The sequence below is a fragment of the Microbacterium natoriense genome (assembly GCF_030816295.1).
In the GTDB taxonomy this organism is placed as follows: Bacteria; Actinomycetota; Actinomycetes; order Actinomycetales; family Microbacteriaceae; genus Microbacterium; species Microbacterium natoriense_A.
Genome location: NZ_JAUSXV010000001.1, coordinates 1,250,629 through 1,264,693 on the forward strand (window position 1 = coordinate 1,250,629; position 14,065 = coordinate 1,264,693).

Annotated in this window: 12 protein-coding genes; 2 read left to right on the forward strand and 10 right to left on the reverse strand. The window is 69.3% G+C overall.

What is annotated here, in order from left to right:
* Positions 1-78: 78 nt before the first annotated feature.
* A complete protein-coding gene (locus tag QFZ53_RS05720) occupies positions 79-759 on the forward strand; it encodes a TetR/AcrR family transcriptional regulator (RefSeq protein ID WP_307294472.1) in 681 nt (226 codons plus the stop codon).
* Positions 756-3,170, forward strand: a complete 2,415-nt coding sequence (locus QFZ53_RS05725; RefSeq protein WP_307294475.1) for a glycoside hydrolase family 2 TIM barrel-domain containing protein — start codon at positions 756-758, stop codon at positions 3,168-3,170. The genes QFZ53_RS05720 and QFZ53_RS05725 overlap by 4 nt, the downstream gene beginning before the upstream one ends.
* Positions 3,171-3,421: 251 nt before the next feature.
* Here QFZ53_RS05725 and QFZ53_RS05730 read toward each other — a convergent pair whose 3' ends face one another.
* From QFZ53_RS05730 to QFZ53_RS05775, 10 genes are all read right to left on the reverse strand, one after another.
* Entirely contained in the window at positions 3,422-4,822 is a 1,401-nt protein-coding gene (locus tag QFZ53_RS05730) for a rhamnulokinase (protein ID WP_307294479.1), read from the reverse strand.
* Positions 4,819-6,855 (reverse strand): bifunctional aldolase/short-chain dehydrogenase, encoded by a 2,037-nt coding sequence (locus QFZ53_RS05735; RefSeq protein WP_307294481.1) that lies wholly within the window; start codon positions 6,853-6,855, stop codon positions 4,819-4,821. Before QFZ53_RS05735 ends, QFZ53_RS05730 begins: the two co-directional genes overlap by 4 nt.
* 37 nt (positions 6,856-6,892) lie before the next feature.
* Complete coding sequence (gene rhaI / locus QFZ53_RS05740; RefSeq protein WP_307294484.1) at positions 6,893-8,059, reverse strand: L-rhamnose isomerase; 1,167 nt, start codon at positions 8,057-8,059, stop codon at positions 6,893-6,895.
* Between the two features lie 2 nt (positions 8,060-8,061).
* Positions 8,062-8,427 (reverse strand): L-rhamnose mutarotase, encoded by a 366-nt coding sequence (locus QFZ53_RS05745; RefSeq protein WP_307294487.1) that lies wholly within the window; start codon positions 8,425-8,427, stop codon positions 8,062-8,064.
* A gap of 145 nt (positions 8,428-8,572) precedes the next feature.
* The gene (locus tag QFZ53_RS05750) at positions 8,573-10,249 is read right to left on the reverse strand and encodes a hypothetical protein (RefSeq protein ID WP_307294489.1); all 1,677 of its coding nucleotides are present in this window, start codon (positions 10,247-10,249) and stop codon (positions 8,573-8,575) included.
* Positions 10,246-11,001, reverse strand: a complete 756-nt coding sequence (locus tag QFZ53_RS05755; RefSeq protein WP_307294491.1) for an SDR family NAD(P)-dependent oxidoreductase — start codon at positions 10,999-11,001, stop codon at positions 10,246-10,248. The genes QFZ53_RS05750 and QFZ53_RS05755 overlap by 4 nt, the downstream gene beginning before the upstream one ends.
* Before the next feature lie 3 nt (positions 11,002-11,004).
* On the reverse strand, positions 11,005-11,898 hold the full coding sequence (locus QFZ53_RS05760) for a phosphogluconate dehydrogenase C-terminal domain-containing protein (RefSeq protein WP_307294494.1): 894 nt from the start codon (positions 11,896-11,898) through the stop codon (positions 11,005-11,007).
* Positions 11,895-12,689, reverse strand: a complete 795-nt coding sequence (locus QFZ53_RS05765) for a sugar phosphate isomerase/epimerase family protein (RefSeq protein ID WP_307294496.1) — start codon at positions 12,687-12,689, stop codon at positions 11,895-11,897. Before QFZ53_RS05765 ends, QFZ53_RS05760 begins: the two co-directional genes overlap by 4 nt.
* Positions 12,686-13,591, reverse strand: a complete 906-nt coding sequence (locus QFZ53_RS05770; protein WP_307294501.1) for a triose-phosphate isomerase family protein — start codon at positions 13,589-13,591, stop codon at positions 12,686-12,688. The genes QFZ53_RS05765 and QFZ53_RS05770 overlap by 4 nt, the downstream gene beginning before the upstream one ends.
* A complete protein-coding gene (locus QFZ53_RS05775) occupies positions 13,591-14,061 on the reverse strand; it encodes a ribose-5-phosphate isomerase (protein ID WP_307294503.1) in 471 nt (156 codons plus the stop codon). The genes QFZ53_RS05770 and QFZ53_RS05775 overlap by 1 nt, the downstream gene beginning before the upstream one ends.
* Positions 14,062-14,065 lie beyond the last annotated feature (4 nt).

Here is a 14,065-nt window from a genome sequence, read left to right on the forward strand (position 1 = left end):
GAATTCGTTATAGAACGGTCATTGAGGGGGCCAGAGGAGAACCGCGACGAGGCGGAGAACTGGGATACGGTGACAGCGATGACGAACACCACCACGACGACGAAGGCACCGCGCCGAGCACGCGGCGAGTACGCCAAGACGCGCAAGAGGCGCGAGGCGATCCTCGACGCCGCTCTCGAGGTGTTCGCCGAGGGCGGCTATCGGTCCGGATCCCTGCGAGAAGTCGCTCAGCGGGTCGGCATCAGCGAGGCCGGCCTGCTGCACCACTTCCCGAACAAGGTCGCACTGCTCGAGGCCGTGCTCTCGCGCCGCGACGATCGCTCCCGTGAGATGGTGCCGCTCGACTCGGACGACCCCCATGCCGCGCTGCGGGGAGTCGTCGCCCTGGCCGCCTACAACGCGACGGTTCCCGGTGTGGTCGAGCTGTACTGCACGTTGTCCGCCGAGGCCACCGCCCCGGACCACCCCGCTCACGCGTACTTCACTCGTCGCTACGAGACCACCAGGGCCGCGTTCCTCAAGTCGTTCAGCACGCTCGGCAGCCAGGGGCGGCTGCGGCCGGGCGTCACACCGCGGCGAGCGGCCATCGTGCTCATCGCGCTGTGGGACGGGCTTCAAGTGCAGTGGCTGCTCGACCGCGACATCGTCGACATCGCCGACGCGCTGCACGAGTGCATCGATGCGCTCGCAGACGTCGACTGGACCGAACCGGGAGAGGCCTCCGACGCGGTCGCGGGCAGTGACGAGGACGCCGGATGACCCGCCTGCCTTTCGCCGACGGCTGGACGGTGGGTCCGAAGCTCGGCGCCTTCGAGGCGAAGGACGCCGACAGCGCTCCGGTCGCGGTGCACGTGCCGCACGACGCACTGCGAGACCTGCCCCGCTCGGTCGACGGCGGGCAGGGAGTGCACAGCGGGTACATCCCGGGCGGCGTGTTCGTGTACGCGAAGAGCTTCGACGTGCCGGACGACTGGCGCGACAAGACCGTGCGCATCGAGTTCGAGGGCGTCTACCGCGACGCCACGGTCTGCATCAACGGCGACTTCGCCGGGCACGAGGCGAACGGCTACGCCGCCTTCGTTATCGACGCCGACCCGTTCCTGCGCTTCGGCGAGACGAACACGATCACGGTCGAGGCCCGCGTGCACCGCGACAGCCGGTGGTACACCGGAGGCGGCATCTACCGACCCGTGCACCTGATCGTCGACGACCCCGTGCACCTCGCGCTCGACGGAACGAGCGCGACCTCGAGCGACATCGAGGCCGAGCGCGCGATCGTCGAGATCGCGACCACCGTCGAGAACGGCACCCGGCATACCGCAACCCGTCGGATCGCCTGGACGATCACCGACGACGACGTGGTCGCGGCATCCGGAGACTCTCCTGTCACCGTGCTGCCCGGTGAGACCGCCACCGCCCGCGTGCGGCTCGCTGTGCCGTCGCCGCGCCTGTGGGGCCCGGAGTCTCCGCACCGCTACCGCGTGCGGACGGTGCTGACGGATGCATCCGGCGAGGTGACGGATGAGGAGACCACTGCCTTCGGCATCCGCCGCCTGCAGCTCGACACCGTGCACGGACTGCGCGTCAACGGCGTGACGGTCGACCTGCGCGGCGCGTGCATCCACCACGACAACGGTCCCCTGGGTGCGGTGTCGATCGCGGATGCCGAGGACCGCCGCATCCGCCTTCTCAAGGCCGCGGGCTTCAACGCGATCCGCAGCGCGCACAACCCGGCGAGCCGTGCCCTGCTCGACGCGTGCGACGCGTACGGCATGCTCGTGATGGACGAGCTCACCGACGTGTGGACCCGGTCGAAGACCGTGTTCGACAGCTCGATCGGCTTCGACGAGCGCTGGCCCCGTGACGTCGCCGCTCTCGTCGCGAAGGACCGCAACCACCCGAGCGTCGTGCTGTACTCGATCGGCAACGAGATCCTCGAGCTGGCCACACCGCACGGCGCCACGTGGAGCCGTCGCCTCGCTGAGGAGTTCCGGCGCCTCGACCCCACGCGGTTCGTGACGAACGGCATCAACGGCATCATCGCGAATCTTGACCGCATGGCCGAAGCCATGGCCGAAGCGCAGGCGGCCGACCCGAACACGATGATGGCCGACATGGGCGAGCAGATGGCGCTCATGAACGCCTCGCAGCTGATCACGGACTCGACCGAGGAGTCGGCCGCCGTGCTCGACGTCGTCGGGTTCAACTACGCCGATTCCCGGTACGACCTCGACGCCGACCTCTTCCCGAACCGCGTGATCGTGGGATCCGAGACCTTCCCCGACCGCATCGCCTCGCTGTGGGCCGACGTCAAGCGCCTGCCGCACGTCATCGGCGACTTCACCTGGACCGGCTGGGACTACATCGGCGAGGCCGGGATCGGGCGCGTCGACTACACGGATGCCGAGGGCTACGAGCCGACCGGGACGGCGGGCCCTTTCCCGTACCTGCTCGCCGACTGCGGTGACATCGACATCACAGGTCTCAGGCTGCCCGCCTCGTACTACCGCGAGATCGCATACGGGCTGCGGGCTGAGCCGGCGATCGCCGTGCACCGTCCGCAGCACCACGGCCGCCCCGTCGCCAAGACGCCGTGGTCGTGGGACGACGTCGTGTCGAGCTGGTCGTGGGGAGTGCCCGACGGCTCTCCGGTCACGGTCGACGTGTACGCGCAAGCCGACGAGGTCGAGCTGATGCTCGACGGCGTCATGCTCGACCGGGTCGCGGTCGGCGAGCCGCGGCCGCTGATCGCGCGCTTCGAGACGGAGTACCGCCGGGGAGAGCTCACCGCGGTCGCCTTCGCGGGCGGTGCCGAGGTGGCCAGGACCTCCCTGCGTACTGCGGGCGCGCCCGTGCTGTCGGCGCGAGCCGAGTCGCCGTCGATCTCGGCGGACGGCCTCGGCTACGTGGAGATCACGATCGCGGATGCCGACGGCACGCTGCTGTGCGATGCCGATCGGCTCGTGACGGTGACGGTGTCGGGTGGTTCGCTCGCGGGCCTCGGATCGGCGCGGGCGCGCACCGAGGAGACCTTCGCGGGACCTTCCGTGACGACCTGTGACGGCCGCGCGCTCGCGATCGTGCGCGCGGATGTGGCGGCGACCGAGGCGACGGTGACGGTCACCGCCGAGGGGTTCGCTCCGGCATCCGCTGCCATCGCTGTGGAGTAGCCGGGCCGCGCGGGCGAGGTGCGCGTTGTGGTCGGCTCTTTCAGCGAGAGGCGGCAGTTGGGCGCACTTCGCTGTCTGCAACAGTGGGATGCCTCGGTTGGTCGCGCCTTGTGCGCGCCGGGGTGCGTGTTGTGGTCGCGTTCTCGGCGTGAGGCGCCAGTTGGGCGCACCCGGATGCGGGACGACGGGGCGCAGATCCCGGGCATCCGTGCGTTGGCACCGTCGTTCGCAGTCGGTCGCTGCGGCCCGGATCAGCCGCGCGGCTCGTAGCGGACCAGCTCGTGCGTCGCCGCGACGAGGGCCCGCAGCTCCTCGAGGGTCGCCGGAGCGGCGCCGAGCGCGCGGCCCTGAACCAGCACGTTGCCGAGCGCGGTGGCCTCGACGGGGCCGGCGAGCACGGGCAGATCCGCGCGGTCGGCCGTGGCCTGGCAGAGCAGCCGGTTGAGCGATCCACCGCCCACGACGTGGATGCAGTCGATGTCGCGCCCGGCGAGGGCAGATGCCGTCTGCACCGCGTCCGCGAAGGCCGCGGCGATCGATTCGACGATGCTGCGCGCGAAGGCGGGACGCGAATCGGGCGTCCGGTCGCCGAGGAGTGCCGCGATGCGGCGGGGCATGTCTCCCGGCGCACTCAGCGAGGGGTCGTTCGCGTCGAAGAGCGGGATATCGCCGGCCACCGCGGATGCCGCCGCGAGCAGTTCCGGCAGATCGATCGCCGTGCCGTCCTCGGTCTCCCATGCGCGAACGCTCTCGCTGAGCAGCCAGAGCCCTGACACGTTGTGGAGGAAGCGGTAGCGCCCGTCGACGCCGAGCTCGTGGGTGAAATCCGCGTCGCGCGCGGCATCCGTCACCTGCGGCTCACGCAACTCGAGGCCGACGAGTCCCCAGGTGCCGCACGAGATGTACGCAGAACCGGCGCTCGAGAGCGGGACGGCGACGACGGCGGAGGCCGTGTCGTGCGACCCGACGGCGATCACGGGCAGTTCCTTGCCGATGCGTTCGGCCAGATCTGGGCGCAGGGCGCCGATCACGGTGCCGGGGTCGACGAGAGGCGGGAGGATGCCGGTCGGGACGCCGATCCGCTCGGCGAGTTCAAAGTCCCACGCCGAGGTCTCCACGTTCAGCAGACCGGTCGTCGAGGCGTTCGTGTGTTCGGCGACAGCGACGCCGGTGAGCAGGAAGGCGATGAGGTCGGGGATCAGCAGGGCCGTGTCGGCATCCGCCGTCCTGCCGTCGGCGCGGTACTGGTACAGCGTGTTGAAGGGCAGGAACTGCAGACCGTTGCGGCTGTACAGCTCATCGAACGGCACGCGCGCGTGCACCTCGGTCACCCCGCGTTCGCTGCGACCGTCGCGATAGTGGAACGGCTCGGCGAGCAGTTCACCGTCGCGCAGCAGACCGTAGTCGACGGCCCACGAGTCGATGCCGATGCTCTCGATCGACGGTTCCCGGCGCACGGCCTCGGTCAGCCCCGCGACGACGTGCTCGTACAGCGCCTCGAAGGCCCAGTGCAGGCCGTCTTCGCGTTCGACCGGGCCGTTCGGGAACCGCGACACGAGTTCGAGGTCGAGCACGCCCTCGCCGATCCGGCCGATCATGACCCGTCCGCTGGTGGCGCCGAGGTCGACGGCGGCGACGGCGCGCGTACTCATCGCAGGAACGCGGCGGCGACGCCGGAGTCGACCGGGATGTGCAGGCCGGTGGTGCGGCTGAGCTCCGGGCCGGTGAGCACGAACACGGCATCCGCCACGTTCTCGGGAACGACCTCGCGCTTGAGGATCGTGCGGTTCGCGTAGTACTGGCCGAGGTCCTCTTCTGCCACACCATAGGTCGCGGCGCGGTTGGCGCCCCAGCCGGAGGCGAAGATGCCCGAGCCGCGCACCACGCCGTCGGGGTTGATGCCGTTGACGCGGATGCCGTACTCGCCGAGCTCGACCGCGAGCAGCCGCACCTGGTGCGCCTGGTCGGCCTTCGTCGCGGAGTACGCGATGTTGCTCGGGCCGGCGAAGACCGAGTTCTTCGAAGAGATGTAGATGATGTCGCCGCCGAGCTGCTGCTCGATCAGCACACGGGCCGCAGCCTTCGAGACGAGAAACGAACCCTTCGCCATGACGTCATGCTGCAGGTCCCAGTCCTTCTCGGTGGTCTCCAGCAGCGGCTTCGACAACGACAGGCCAGCATTGTTCACGACGAGGTCGACGCCGCCGAACGCCAGCAGGGCCTCGTCGATCGCAGCCTGCACGGCATCCGCATCCGCCACGTTCGCGGCGACGCCGATCGCGACATCGGTGCCTCCGAGCTCAGCGGCGGCGGCCTGCGCCTTCTCGAGGTCGAGGTCGGCGACGACGACGCATGCGCCCTCGGCCGCGAGGCGCACGGCGATCGCCTTGCCGATGCCCGATGCGGCGCCGGTGACGAAGGCGATGCGTCCCTGGTGCGACTTCGGCTTCGGCATCCGCTGCAGCTTGGCCTCTTCGAGCGCCCAGTACTCGATGCGGAACTTCTCGGCGTCGGAGATGGGGGAGTAGGTCGACAGCGCCTCGGCGCCGCGCATGACGTTGATCGCGTTGACGTAGAACTCGCCGGCGACGCGGGCGGTCTGCTTGTTCGCGCCGTAGGAGAACATACCCACGCCGGGGATGAGGACGATGAGCGGATCGGCCCCGCGGATCGCGGGGGAGTCGGCGGTCGCGTGCGCGTCGTAGTAGGCCTGGTAGTCGGCGCGGTACTCCTCGTGCAGCTCGTGCAGGCGCGCGATCTGCTCCTCGACGGATGAAGTGGCCGGAAGATCGAGGATCAACGGTTTGACCTTGGTGCGCAGGAAGTGGTCAGGGCAGCTCGTGCCGAGCGCGGCGAGTTCGGGCGCACGTTCGGAGGAAAGGAAGTCGAGCACGACGTCGGCGTCGGTGAAGTGGCCGACCTGCGGCTTGTCGCGTGAGGCGATGCCGCGGATCGTCGGGGCGAGGGCGGCGGCGCGCTGACGGCGCTCGATCTCGGGCAGAGCCTCGAATCCCGCGCGCACGGCGCCAAACGGCTGTGCCGTGCCGTGCTCGGCGATGTAGGCGGCCGCGGTGTCGATGATCCAAAGCGAGTTGGCCTCGGCCTCTTTGCTGGTGTCTCCCCAGGCGGTGATGCCGTGACCGCCGAGGATCGTGCCGATCGCCTGCGGGTTGCGGGCCTTGATCGCAGCGATGTCGAGCCCGAGCTGGAAGCCGGGACGGCGCCACGGCACCCAGACGACCTTGTCGCCGAAGATCGTGGCGGTGAGCTCCTCGCCGTCGGCGGCGGTCGCGATCGCGATGCCGGAGTCCGGGTGCAGGTGGTCGACGTGCGCGGCGTCGACGAGCCCGTGCATCGCCGTGTCGATCGACGGGGCGGCTCCCCCCTTGCCGTGCAGGCAGTAGTCGAACGCCGCGACCATCTCGTCTTCGCGCTCGACGCCGGGATAGACGTCGACGAGCGCGCGCATGCGGTCGAGGCGCAGCACGGCCAGCCCCTGCTCCGTGAGAGTGCTCAGGTCTCCACCGGAGCCCTTGACCCAGAGCAACTCGACCAGCTGCCCCGTGACCGGATCTGTCTCGGTGCCCTTGGCCGAGGTGTTGCCGCCGGCGTAGTTCGTGTTCTTCGGGTCGGCGCCCAGGCGGTTGGACCGCTCGATGAGAGCGGCGGCGGTGGGATTCGTCATCAGATGCGTCCTTAGTCGAGGTTCGAGATCGGCGCGCTCAGGCGCCCCAGCCGGCCTGCACGCCGCCCACGCGGTCGGTCGCGATCTCGGCGAGGTAGCCGGAGTCGGCGAAGGCCTTCATCGGGTCGCCGGGGAGGCCGCGGCTCTCGCGCCACTCTGCGAGGGCGGGGCGGACGTCGGTGTAGAACGCGTCCATGAAGAGGCGGTGGGCCTCGAGCACGTCGCCGGAGCGCTGTGCGACGGCGAGTGCCTCGCGGTCGAGGAGCAGTGCGCGTGCCGTCATCTCCTGCACGTTCAGCACCGAGCGGATCTGCCCGGGGATCTTGTCTTCGACGTTGTGGCATTGGTCGAGCATGAAGGCCACGTCGGGGTTGTTCAGCCCTCCGCCCCGGATGACCTCGACGATGATGCGGAACAGCTGGAACGGGTCGGCCGCGCCGACGATCAGGTCGTCATCCGCGTAGAAGCGCGAGTTGAAGTCGAACGATCCGAGCTTGCCGAGGCGCAGCAGCTGCATGACGATGAACTCGATGTTCGTGCCCGGCGCGTGGTGACCCGTGTCGAGGCAGACCGACGCCTTGTCGCCGAGGGCCGCGACCTGCGCGTAGGACGTGCCCCAGTCCGGCACGTCGGTGTGGTAGAACGCCGGTTCGAAGAACTTGTACTCGAGAACCAGTCGCTGCTCGTCTCCGAGTCGCGCGTAGATCTCCTGCAGCGACTCGTGCAGTCGATCCTGACGGCCGCGCATGTCTGCCTGGCCGGGGTAGTTCGACCCCTCGGCGAGCCAGATCTTCAGGTCGCGCGACCCCGTCGCATCCATCACGTCGATGCAGGCGAGATGGTGATCGATGGCCTTGCGTCGCACCGCGACGTCTTCATGGGTGAGGGCGCCGAACTTGTAGTCGTCGTCCTGGAACGTGTTCGAGTTGATCGTGCCGAGCGAGACGCCGAGGTCCTCGGCATGACGGCGCAGGTCGTCGAAGGAGTCCACGAGATCCCACGGGATGTGCAGCGCGACCGAGGGGGCGAGAGCCGTGTACCTGTGCACCTGCGCGGCATCCGCGATCTTCTCGAAGGGGTCGCGCGGCGTTCCCGGCGTTCCGAACACCTTGAAGCGGGTGCCGGAGTTGCCGAACGCCCAGCTGGGCAGCTCGATCGCCTGATCCGCGAGGGCGGACTGGATCTCGGGGGTGAGGACGGACATCGTCACTCGCTTTCTGTGATGGTGTCGATTGCGGACAGCTGTGCCGCGAGGTTGAACACTTCGATGAGGGGTGCTGCGGCCTGATCGGGGCGTCCGGTGAGATCGACGAAGAAGCGGCTCATCTCCGATTCCCACCGTGCGGCAGTCTCGGACGCAGCGAGGTACGCCTGTGCGGCGGCATCGTCGTCTGTCTCGTAGTAGCCGACCAGCATGCCGTCGTCGCCGAGGAACAGCGAGTAGTTGCGGCGACCGGACGCCGCGATCTCGGCGAGCATCTCGGGCCAGACGGGGCAGTGGCGTGCACGGTACTCGTCGAGTAGCTCGGGGCGCACCTGCAGTCGGAAGCACACGCGGGACGTGGTTGACATCGGTGACGATCCTCCAAGGACGATTTGAATCGTTTCAAGAATACGGATGACGAGTGCCGTGCGCAACCTGGGCCTCCCGAGAAGAGGTCAACCGCGCGAGAACAGGATGTTTCTCGCGCGTGCGTCCTGTTCTCGCGCGGTTGACCTATCGGCGGGTGATGCGGCTCCAGGTGCCAGGGGCGAGGGCGACGGATGCCGCATCCACCGAGAACGCGCGCTCGATGCGGTCCAGGTTCGCGACGAGCACCGTGTCCGCATCATCGCGCCGCGAGCCGATGGCCCAGATGAGTCCGTCCGGGCTCGGACCGGTGAGCAGCTCTCCGCCGGCCAGGGCCTCGAGCGCGGCGATGGCCTCTGCGGCGGGCGTGCCCTCGAGGCCGCGCGGACCGGTCGTCTCGAACCAAGACAATGTGGCGACCCCCGGCACGGCCGATGCGGCAGCGCTCGCGACGACCCAGGCGGCGAGTTCCGCCGATGTCTGCCTCTCGTCCACCGCGCCGGTGAACTGTGCACCGTATCCCTTCGACAGGTCCGCCCTGTCAGGGCCGGGCTCGGGCGTCGTCGCGACGTTGTTGAATCGCGGTCGCAGCGAGACCGGTCCGATGTGCACCGGCCGCCCGTCGGCGATCCGCACGCTCTGCTCTGCGATCAGACGCTGCACGGCGACCGCCTCGACGAGCTGCTCGGTGTCGAGCGCATGGAACAGCGGAGTCGTGTTCACGACGATGCCGTCGACCTCACGAGGGATCCGCGCCTGCTCTCGATTTAGCTCGGTGAAGTGCGAGCGGGAGCCGGCGAGCAGCGGTGCGTGCACGCGGGCGGTGGCGAGTGCGGCGCGCGTCGCGCCGAGGAGGCCTGCCGTCGTGATGTGCTCGTCGCTGTCGAAGGGCGTGATGCGGAGCACCTCGACCTCGGACAGCGCGGCTGCGGCTGCGGAGAGCTCCTGGGCGGTTCCGCGCGTGACCAGCCGAACGTCGAGTGGTCGCCCGTCGGTGGCGGCGCGTGCGAGTGCGGCAGGCCAGGTCGGCGTCGTGAGGTCGAGCTCGACCACGCGGAACGCCCCGAGATCCGCCGCTGCCACGGGGTCGGGCGCTGTCGACGCCTCGACGCCGATCGCGGGGAACGCGCCGGCGGGGCGCAGCTCGATCACGTCGGCGCCGATTGCGCGCGTACCCCTCTGCGCGCAGCTCGCGCGGATCGTGATCGACTGCCGCACGGCTTCACCGGCATCCACCCGATAGGGGTACGCAAGAGCGAGCGGGCGACTGTAGGTCTTGAACGAGGCGTCCGTCCAGTTGCGCTGGTCCTCCATCTCGAAGACATCGCCGTGGAAGGCCAGCACGACGTCGTTGAGGCGCAGTTCGCGGATGTCTCGGATCGGCTGGTGCGGGCTGATCGCTTCGGGGAAGACGACGTCCTCGGCTGCACCGTCGGTGTGCACGACCACGGCGGGGCGTCCGGAGTCGGACGCTGGATGCAGTGCGACGAGACCGACGCGGCAGGCGTCGAAGCCGATCTGGTTCACGCCCGCCCAGGCGATCATGAGCTCGCCGCCGTGCACCGTCGCGCGCAGTGTCGAGTCGAGGAGCGTGCCGAGCCCCTCGTGCCGCAGCGACACCGTGAGCGCGTCGGGTTCGGCGGTGACCGCTGTCACCAGCACCGGAACCGTCTGCCAGCCACGAACGCGAACTGCGGCACGCACTCCGCGCAGGACGATCGCGTCGTGATGGCGGATCTCGGCCAGCTCGTCGCCGCGGAGTTCGAGGCTCCACTCGCCTGCCGACCACGCGATCGCGTCGGTCCGCCACCACGATGCGTTCACAGCGACGTCATGCCTCCGTCGACCTGGAAGGTCGCGCCCGTCGCGAAGGAGCCGTCGTCGCTCGCGAGGTAGACCATGATGCCCGCGACGTCGGCCGGGGTGCCTGCGCGGCCGATCGGGATGCGGCTGATGATCGCCGCGCGGGACTCGGGGTCTTCGCTGATCGCGGCGACGAGCGGCGTCTCGGTGTAGGCCGGCTGCACGGTATTCACCCGTATGCCGCGATCGGCATAGGCGGCGGCGACGGCCCGGCCGAGACCGTGCATCCCCGCCTTCGACGAGCTGTAGGCCGTGAAGTCCTTGCCTTCTCCGTTGACCGCCGTGGGGCTGCCGGTCAGGATGATCGACCCTCCGCCGAGCTTCAGCATCGTCCGCACCGCGTACTTCACGGTCAGGAAGGTGCCGGTCAGGTTGATGTCGATCGTGCGCTTCCACACGTCCAGGTCGAGGTCGGCGATCGGCGCATCCTGGCCGAACAGCTGCACGCCGGCGTTGGCGACGACGACGTCTGGTGCCCAGCCGGCCTCTTCGACCTCGGCGAAGGCCGCGGCGACCGCGGTCTCGTCGGAGATGTCCATCGTGACGGCGCGTGCGCTCGCGCCGATCGCGGCTGCAGCCTCGGCCGCACCTTCACTGTTGCGGTCGGCGAGGATGACGCGGGCGCCCTCGTTCGCGAAACGCTGTGCGACCGCCAGGCCGATGCCCAGGGCGCCGCCCGTGACGAGGGCGGTCTTTCCGTGAAGTCGTGTCATCTCTCAGCGCTCGATGTGGTCCAGGTGCAGCATCCGGGCGAGGTTCTTGTCGAGCTCGTCATCCTGGAAGATCTTCTTCCAGTCCTCCTTGATGATGCTCTCACGTCCGTAGTCCATCGCGATCAGGCAGGCGTCCGAGAACGGGTTGTCTCCGCGGAGCCCGTTCGCGAGCGCGACCTGGGTGTGCCCGTAGAGGATGCTGCGGGCCGCCGCCTCGGGGACGCCCATGGTGTTCACGGTCTCGTGCAACGCCTCGTTGAGCAGCGCGCCGATCATGCAGGCGACCGTCTCGACCAGCGTCGGCTCGAGCTGGGCGAGTTGCTTGATCGTGACCCAGTGCACGTCGATCACGGGAGCATAGATCGCGCGCACGGTCGCCTCGACGATGGCCTTCTTCGCCTGGTCGTCGGACTCGATCGCCGCGATCGCGTCCTGCGGCGCGGCGATCCCGCCGAAGGTGTCGGCCCACTGCTCCGGCGTCTCGCGCTGCAGGAAGATCGAAGGGTGGCACGGGTGCGCCACGGCCTGGATGACGTCGTCCCGTGTGGTGAGCAGGCCCGCATAGGCCGCCGCGGGGTCGAGGGTCAGGACGATCGCGCCGGAACGCAGCTGCGGCACGAGTTCGGCCGTCACGGGACCCAGTGCCAGGTCGGGCACAGCGAGCACGACGATGTCGGCGTCGGCGACCGCGGTCGCGGCATCCGTGAGCTCGCGACCGGCGTCGATCGTGCGCTGCCGACCCGCGGGTGAGTTCTCGACGTACCAGACCGTGTGCGCGGTCTTCACGAGGTTGTCGGACACGCGCATGCCCATCTTGCCGCCCGCGCCGATGACGGCGATCTTGTACGTTGCCGCGCCTGTCGAAGGGGTTGCCGAGCTTGTCGAAGTATCGCTCATGATGTGCTCCTCAGATGTTCGAGAGTGATGCGGGTCCATTCCCGCTCGGTTCGGATGGTGGTCTCGGCGTCGCCCTGCCAGGGCAGCCAGTGCTCGACGATCTCGTTGATCTCGCGTTCACGAGGTCTGATCGTGGTGAGTAGATGGGGGTAGTCGTGAAGCCCGGTTCCCATGGCGGCGCCGGAGTACGTGAACCCCACCCAGCCGTCCTGCCGGGCGAAGGCGAAGTCCTTGACGTGCACGTTCTTGACGAAGGGTGCGGCGAGCTCGACGCACGTGCGCGGCTGCTCGAGGCGGGCGACGACGTTCGCCGGGTCGAGGCAGATGCCCAGCCGTTCGCTGCCGACTCTTTCCACGAGACCGACGAGATCGGCGGTGCCGACCTGCTCGTACGTCTCCAGCGCGAGGTCGATCCCTGCGGACTCGAAGGAGCGGATGCTGCCGCGCAGCCAGTCCTCGGCCTCGTCGAGCGTCGGTCGCGACTCGGGGCCGTAGAGCATGCTGCGCACCAGACGGGCGTCGAAGACCTCTGCGAGCTCCAGGAGGTGCCGCAGATGCTCCGGCGCCACCCCTTTGGTGCCGAGTTCGATCGTGAGCCCGAGCGCGCTCGCGGCGGAGGCCGCGTTGCGCAGCTCTGCCGCGCTCATCCACTCGAGGGGGCCGTAGTCGCAGATCTGGAACAGGTCGACGCCCTGCGCTCGAGTGTCTTCGAAGGCGCCGATCAGGGTCAGCGGTTCCGGCACCCGGTCGGAGTGCTGCCAGAAGTACGAGTACGTGCTGAGGCCGATCATGCGTCGGCTCCGTCGGGGGCGTCGACAGGCTCCGCGAGCCCGCGGGGTTCCTGAGCAACTCTGCTGGCTCCCTGAGCAACTCTGCTGGCTCCCTGAGCAACTCTGCTGGGTCCCTGAGCAACTCTGCTGGGTCCCTGAGCCTGTCGAAGGGCGGCCAGTTCTGCTGCTTCGTCGACCACACGCAGGAGGGCGTCCGGCTCGTGGGCGAAGCGCCCGAGGAACACGCCGTCGACGGCGTCGCCGAGCGAAGTCAGCAGCCCGGGACCTGCGGCCCCGCCGTAGATCACGGCGGAACCGGTGCGGTCGGCATCCGTGTTCACCGTCTGACGGAGTGCCGCGGCGACCACTCGGATGTGTTCGTGCCCTGCGGGCTTGGGGGCGCCGATCGCCCACACGGGCTCGTAGGCGACGATCACGGCGCCGGCATCCGCCCCCTCGAGCGCGGAGCGCAGCTGAGCGACGGCCACGACCGCGGCATCGGCGGGGCTCAGCCGCTCGGTCTCTCCGATGCAGAGCAGCGGAGTGATACCCGCGCGCAGGGCGGCGCGGGTCTTCGCCGCGGTGACCTCGTCGGTCTCGCCGTACAGGCGGCGGCGTTCGGCGTGACCGATCTCGGCGATCGTCGCGCCCACCTCGGCCAGCTCGGCGGCGGACACCTCGCCCGTGAAAGGGCCGGAGTCCTCGGCCGAGACGTCCTGACCGCCGATGCGCACGGCGGTCCCGGCGAACGCGCTGACGGCGGGGAGCACCTGCAGGTACGTGGGCGTGACGAAGAGTTCGACGGCGCCGCCGCGGACGGCGGCGTGATCGCGCACCCTGGCGGCGACCGCGTCGAACCAGGAGCGCGCCCGCTCGTGCCCGAAGTACATCTTCAGGCTCACGCCGACGGTGACCTGCGACATCAGCAGGATCCGGTGCTCTCGTAGGCGTCGATCACGGCCACCTTGTCGGCGCTCGCGCTCGAGGTGTCGAAGCGGTAGGTGAGCCACTCGCGCACGAGCCGGCGGGCGAGCTCGATGCCGACGACCCGCTGACCCATCGTGAGGATCTGCGCGTTGTTCGAGAGCACTCCGCGCTCGACCGAGAACGAGTCGTGAGCGGTGACCGCGCGGACGCCCGGCACCTTGTTCGCGGCGATCGCGACGCCGAGGCCCGTGCCGCAGATGAGCAGAGCGCGGTCGGCCTCGCCGGCTGCGACGAGTTCGGCGGCGGCGATCGCCACACGGGGATAGGCGGTGTGGCCGTCGGCATCAACGCCCACATCGATGACGGATGCGACGCCGTCGCTGCTCTCGAGGTCCTTCTTGAGGATCTCCTTGTAGTCGAATCCGGCGTCATCGCAGCCGATCACGAGGCGGAGCTGGTCGGTCATGGGG

Coding starts and splice junctions, on each gene's coding strand:
- QFZ53_RS05720 (WP_307294472.1), top strand. CDS start 79: ATGACGAACACCACCACGACGACGAAGGCACCGCGCCGAGCACGCGGC.
- QFZ53_RS05735 (WP_307294481.1), bottom strand. CDS start 6,855: ATGACGAATCCCACCGCCGCCGCTCTCATCGAGCGGTCCAACCGCCTG.
- rhaI (WP_307294484.1), bottom strand. CDS start 8,059: ATGTCCGTCCTCACCCCCGAGATCCAGTCCGCCCTCGCGGATCAGGCG.
- QFZ53_RS05765 (WP_307294496.1), bottom strand. CDS start 12,689: ATGATCGGCCTCAGCACGTACTCGTACTTCTGGCAGCACTCCGACCGG.
- QFZ53_RS05760 (WP_307294494.1), bottom strand. CDS start 11,898: ATGAGCGATACTTCGACAAGCTCGGCAACCCCTTCGACAGGCGCGGCA.
- QFZ53_RS05770 (WP_307294501.1), bottom strand. CDS start 13,591: ATGTCGCAGGTCACCGTCGGCGTGAGCCTGAAGATGTACTTCGGGCAC.
- QFZ53_RS05775 (WP_307294503.1), bottom strand. CDS start 14,061: ATGACCGACCAGCTCCGCCTCGTGATCGGCTGCGATGACGCCGGATTC.
- QFZ53_RS05755 (WP_307294491.1), bottom strand. CDS start 11,001: ATGACACGACTTCACGGAAAGACCGCCCTCGTCACGGGCGGCGCCCTG.
- QFZ53_RS05730 (WP_307294479.1), bottom strand. CDS start 4,822: ATGAGTACGCGCGCCGTCGCCGCCGTCGACCTCGGCGCCACCAGCGGA.
- QFZ53_RS05725 (WP_307294475.1), top strand. CDS start 756: ATGACCCGCCTGCCTTTCGCCGACGGCTGGACGGTGGGTCCGAAGCTC.
- QFZ53_RS05745 (WP_307294487.1), bottom strand. CDS start 8,427: ATGTCAACCACGTCCCGCGTGTGCTTCCGACTGCAGGTGCGCCCCGAG.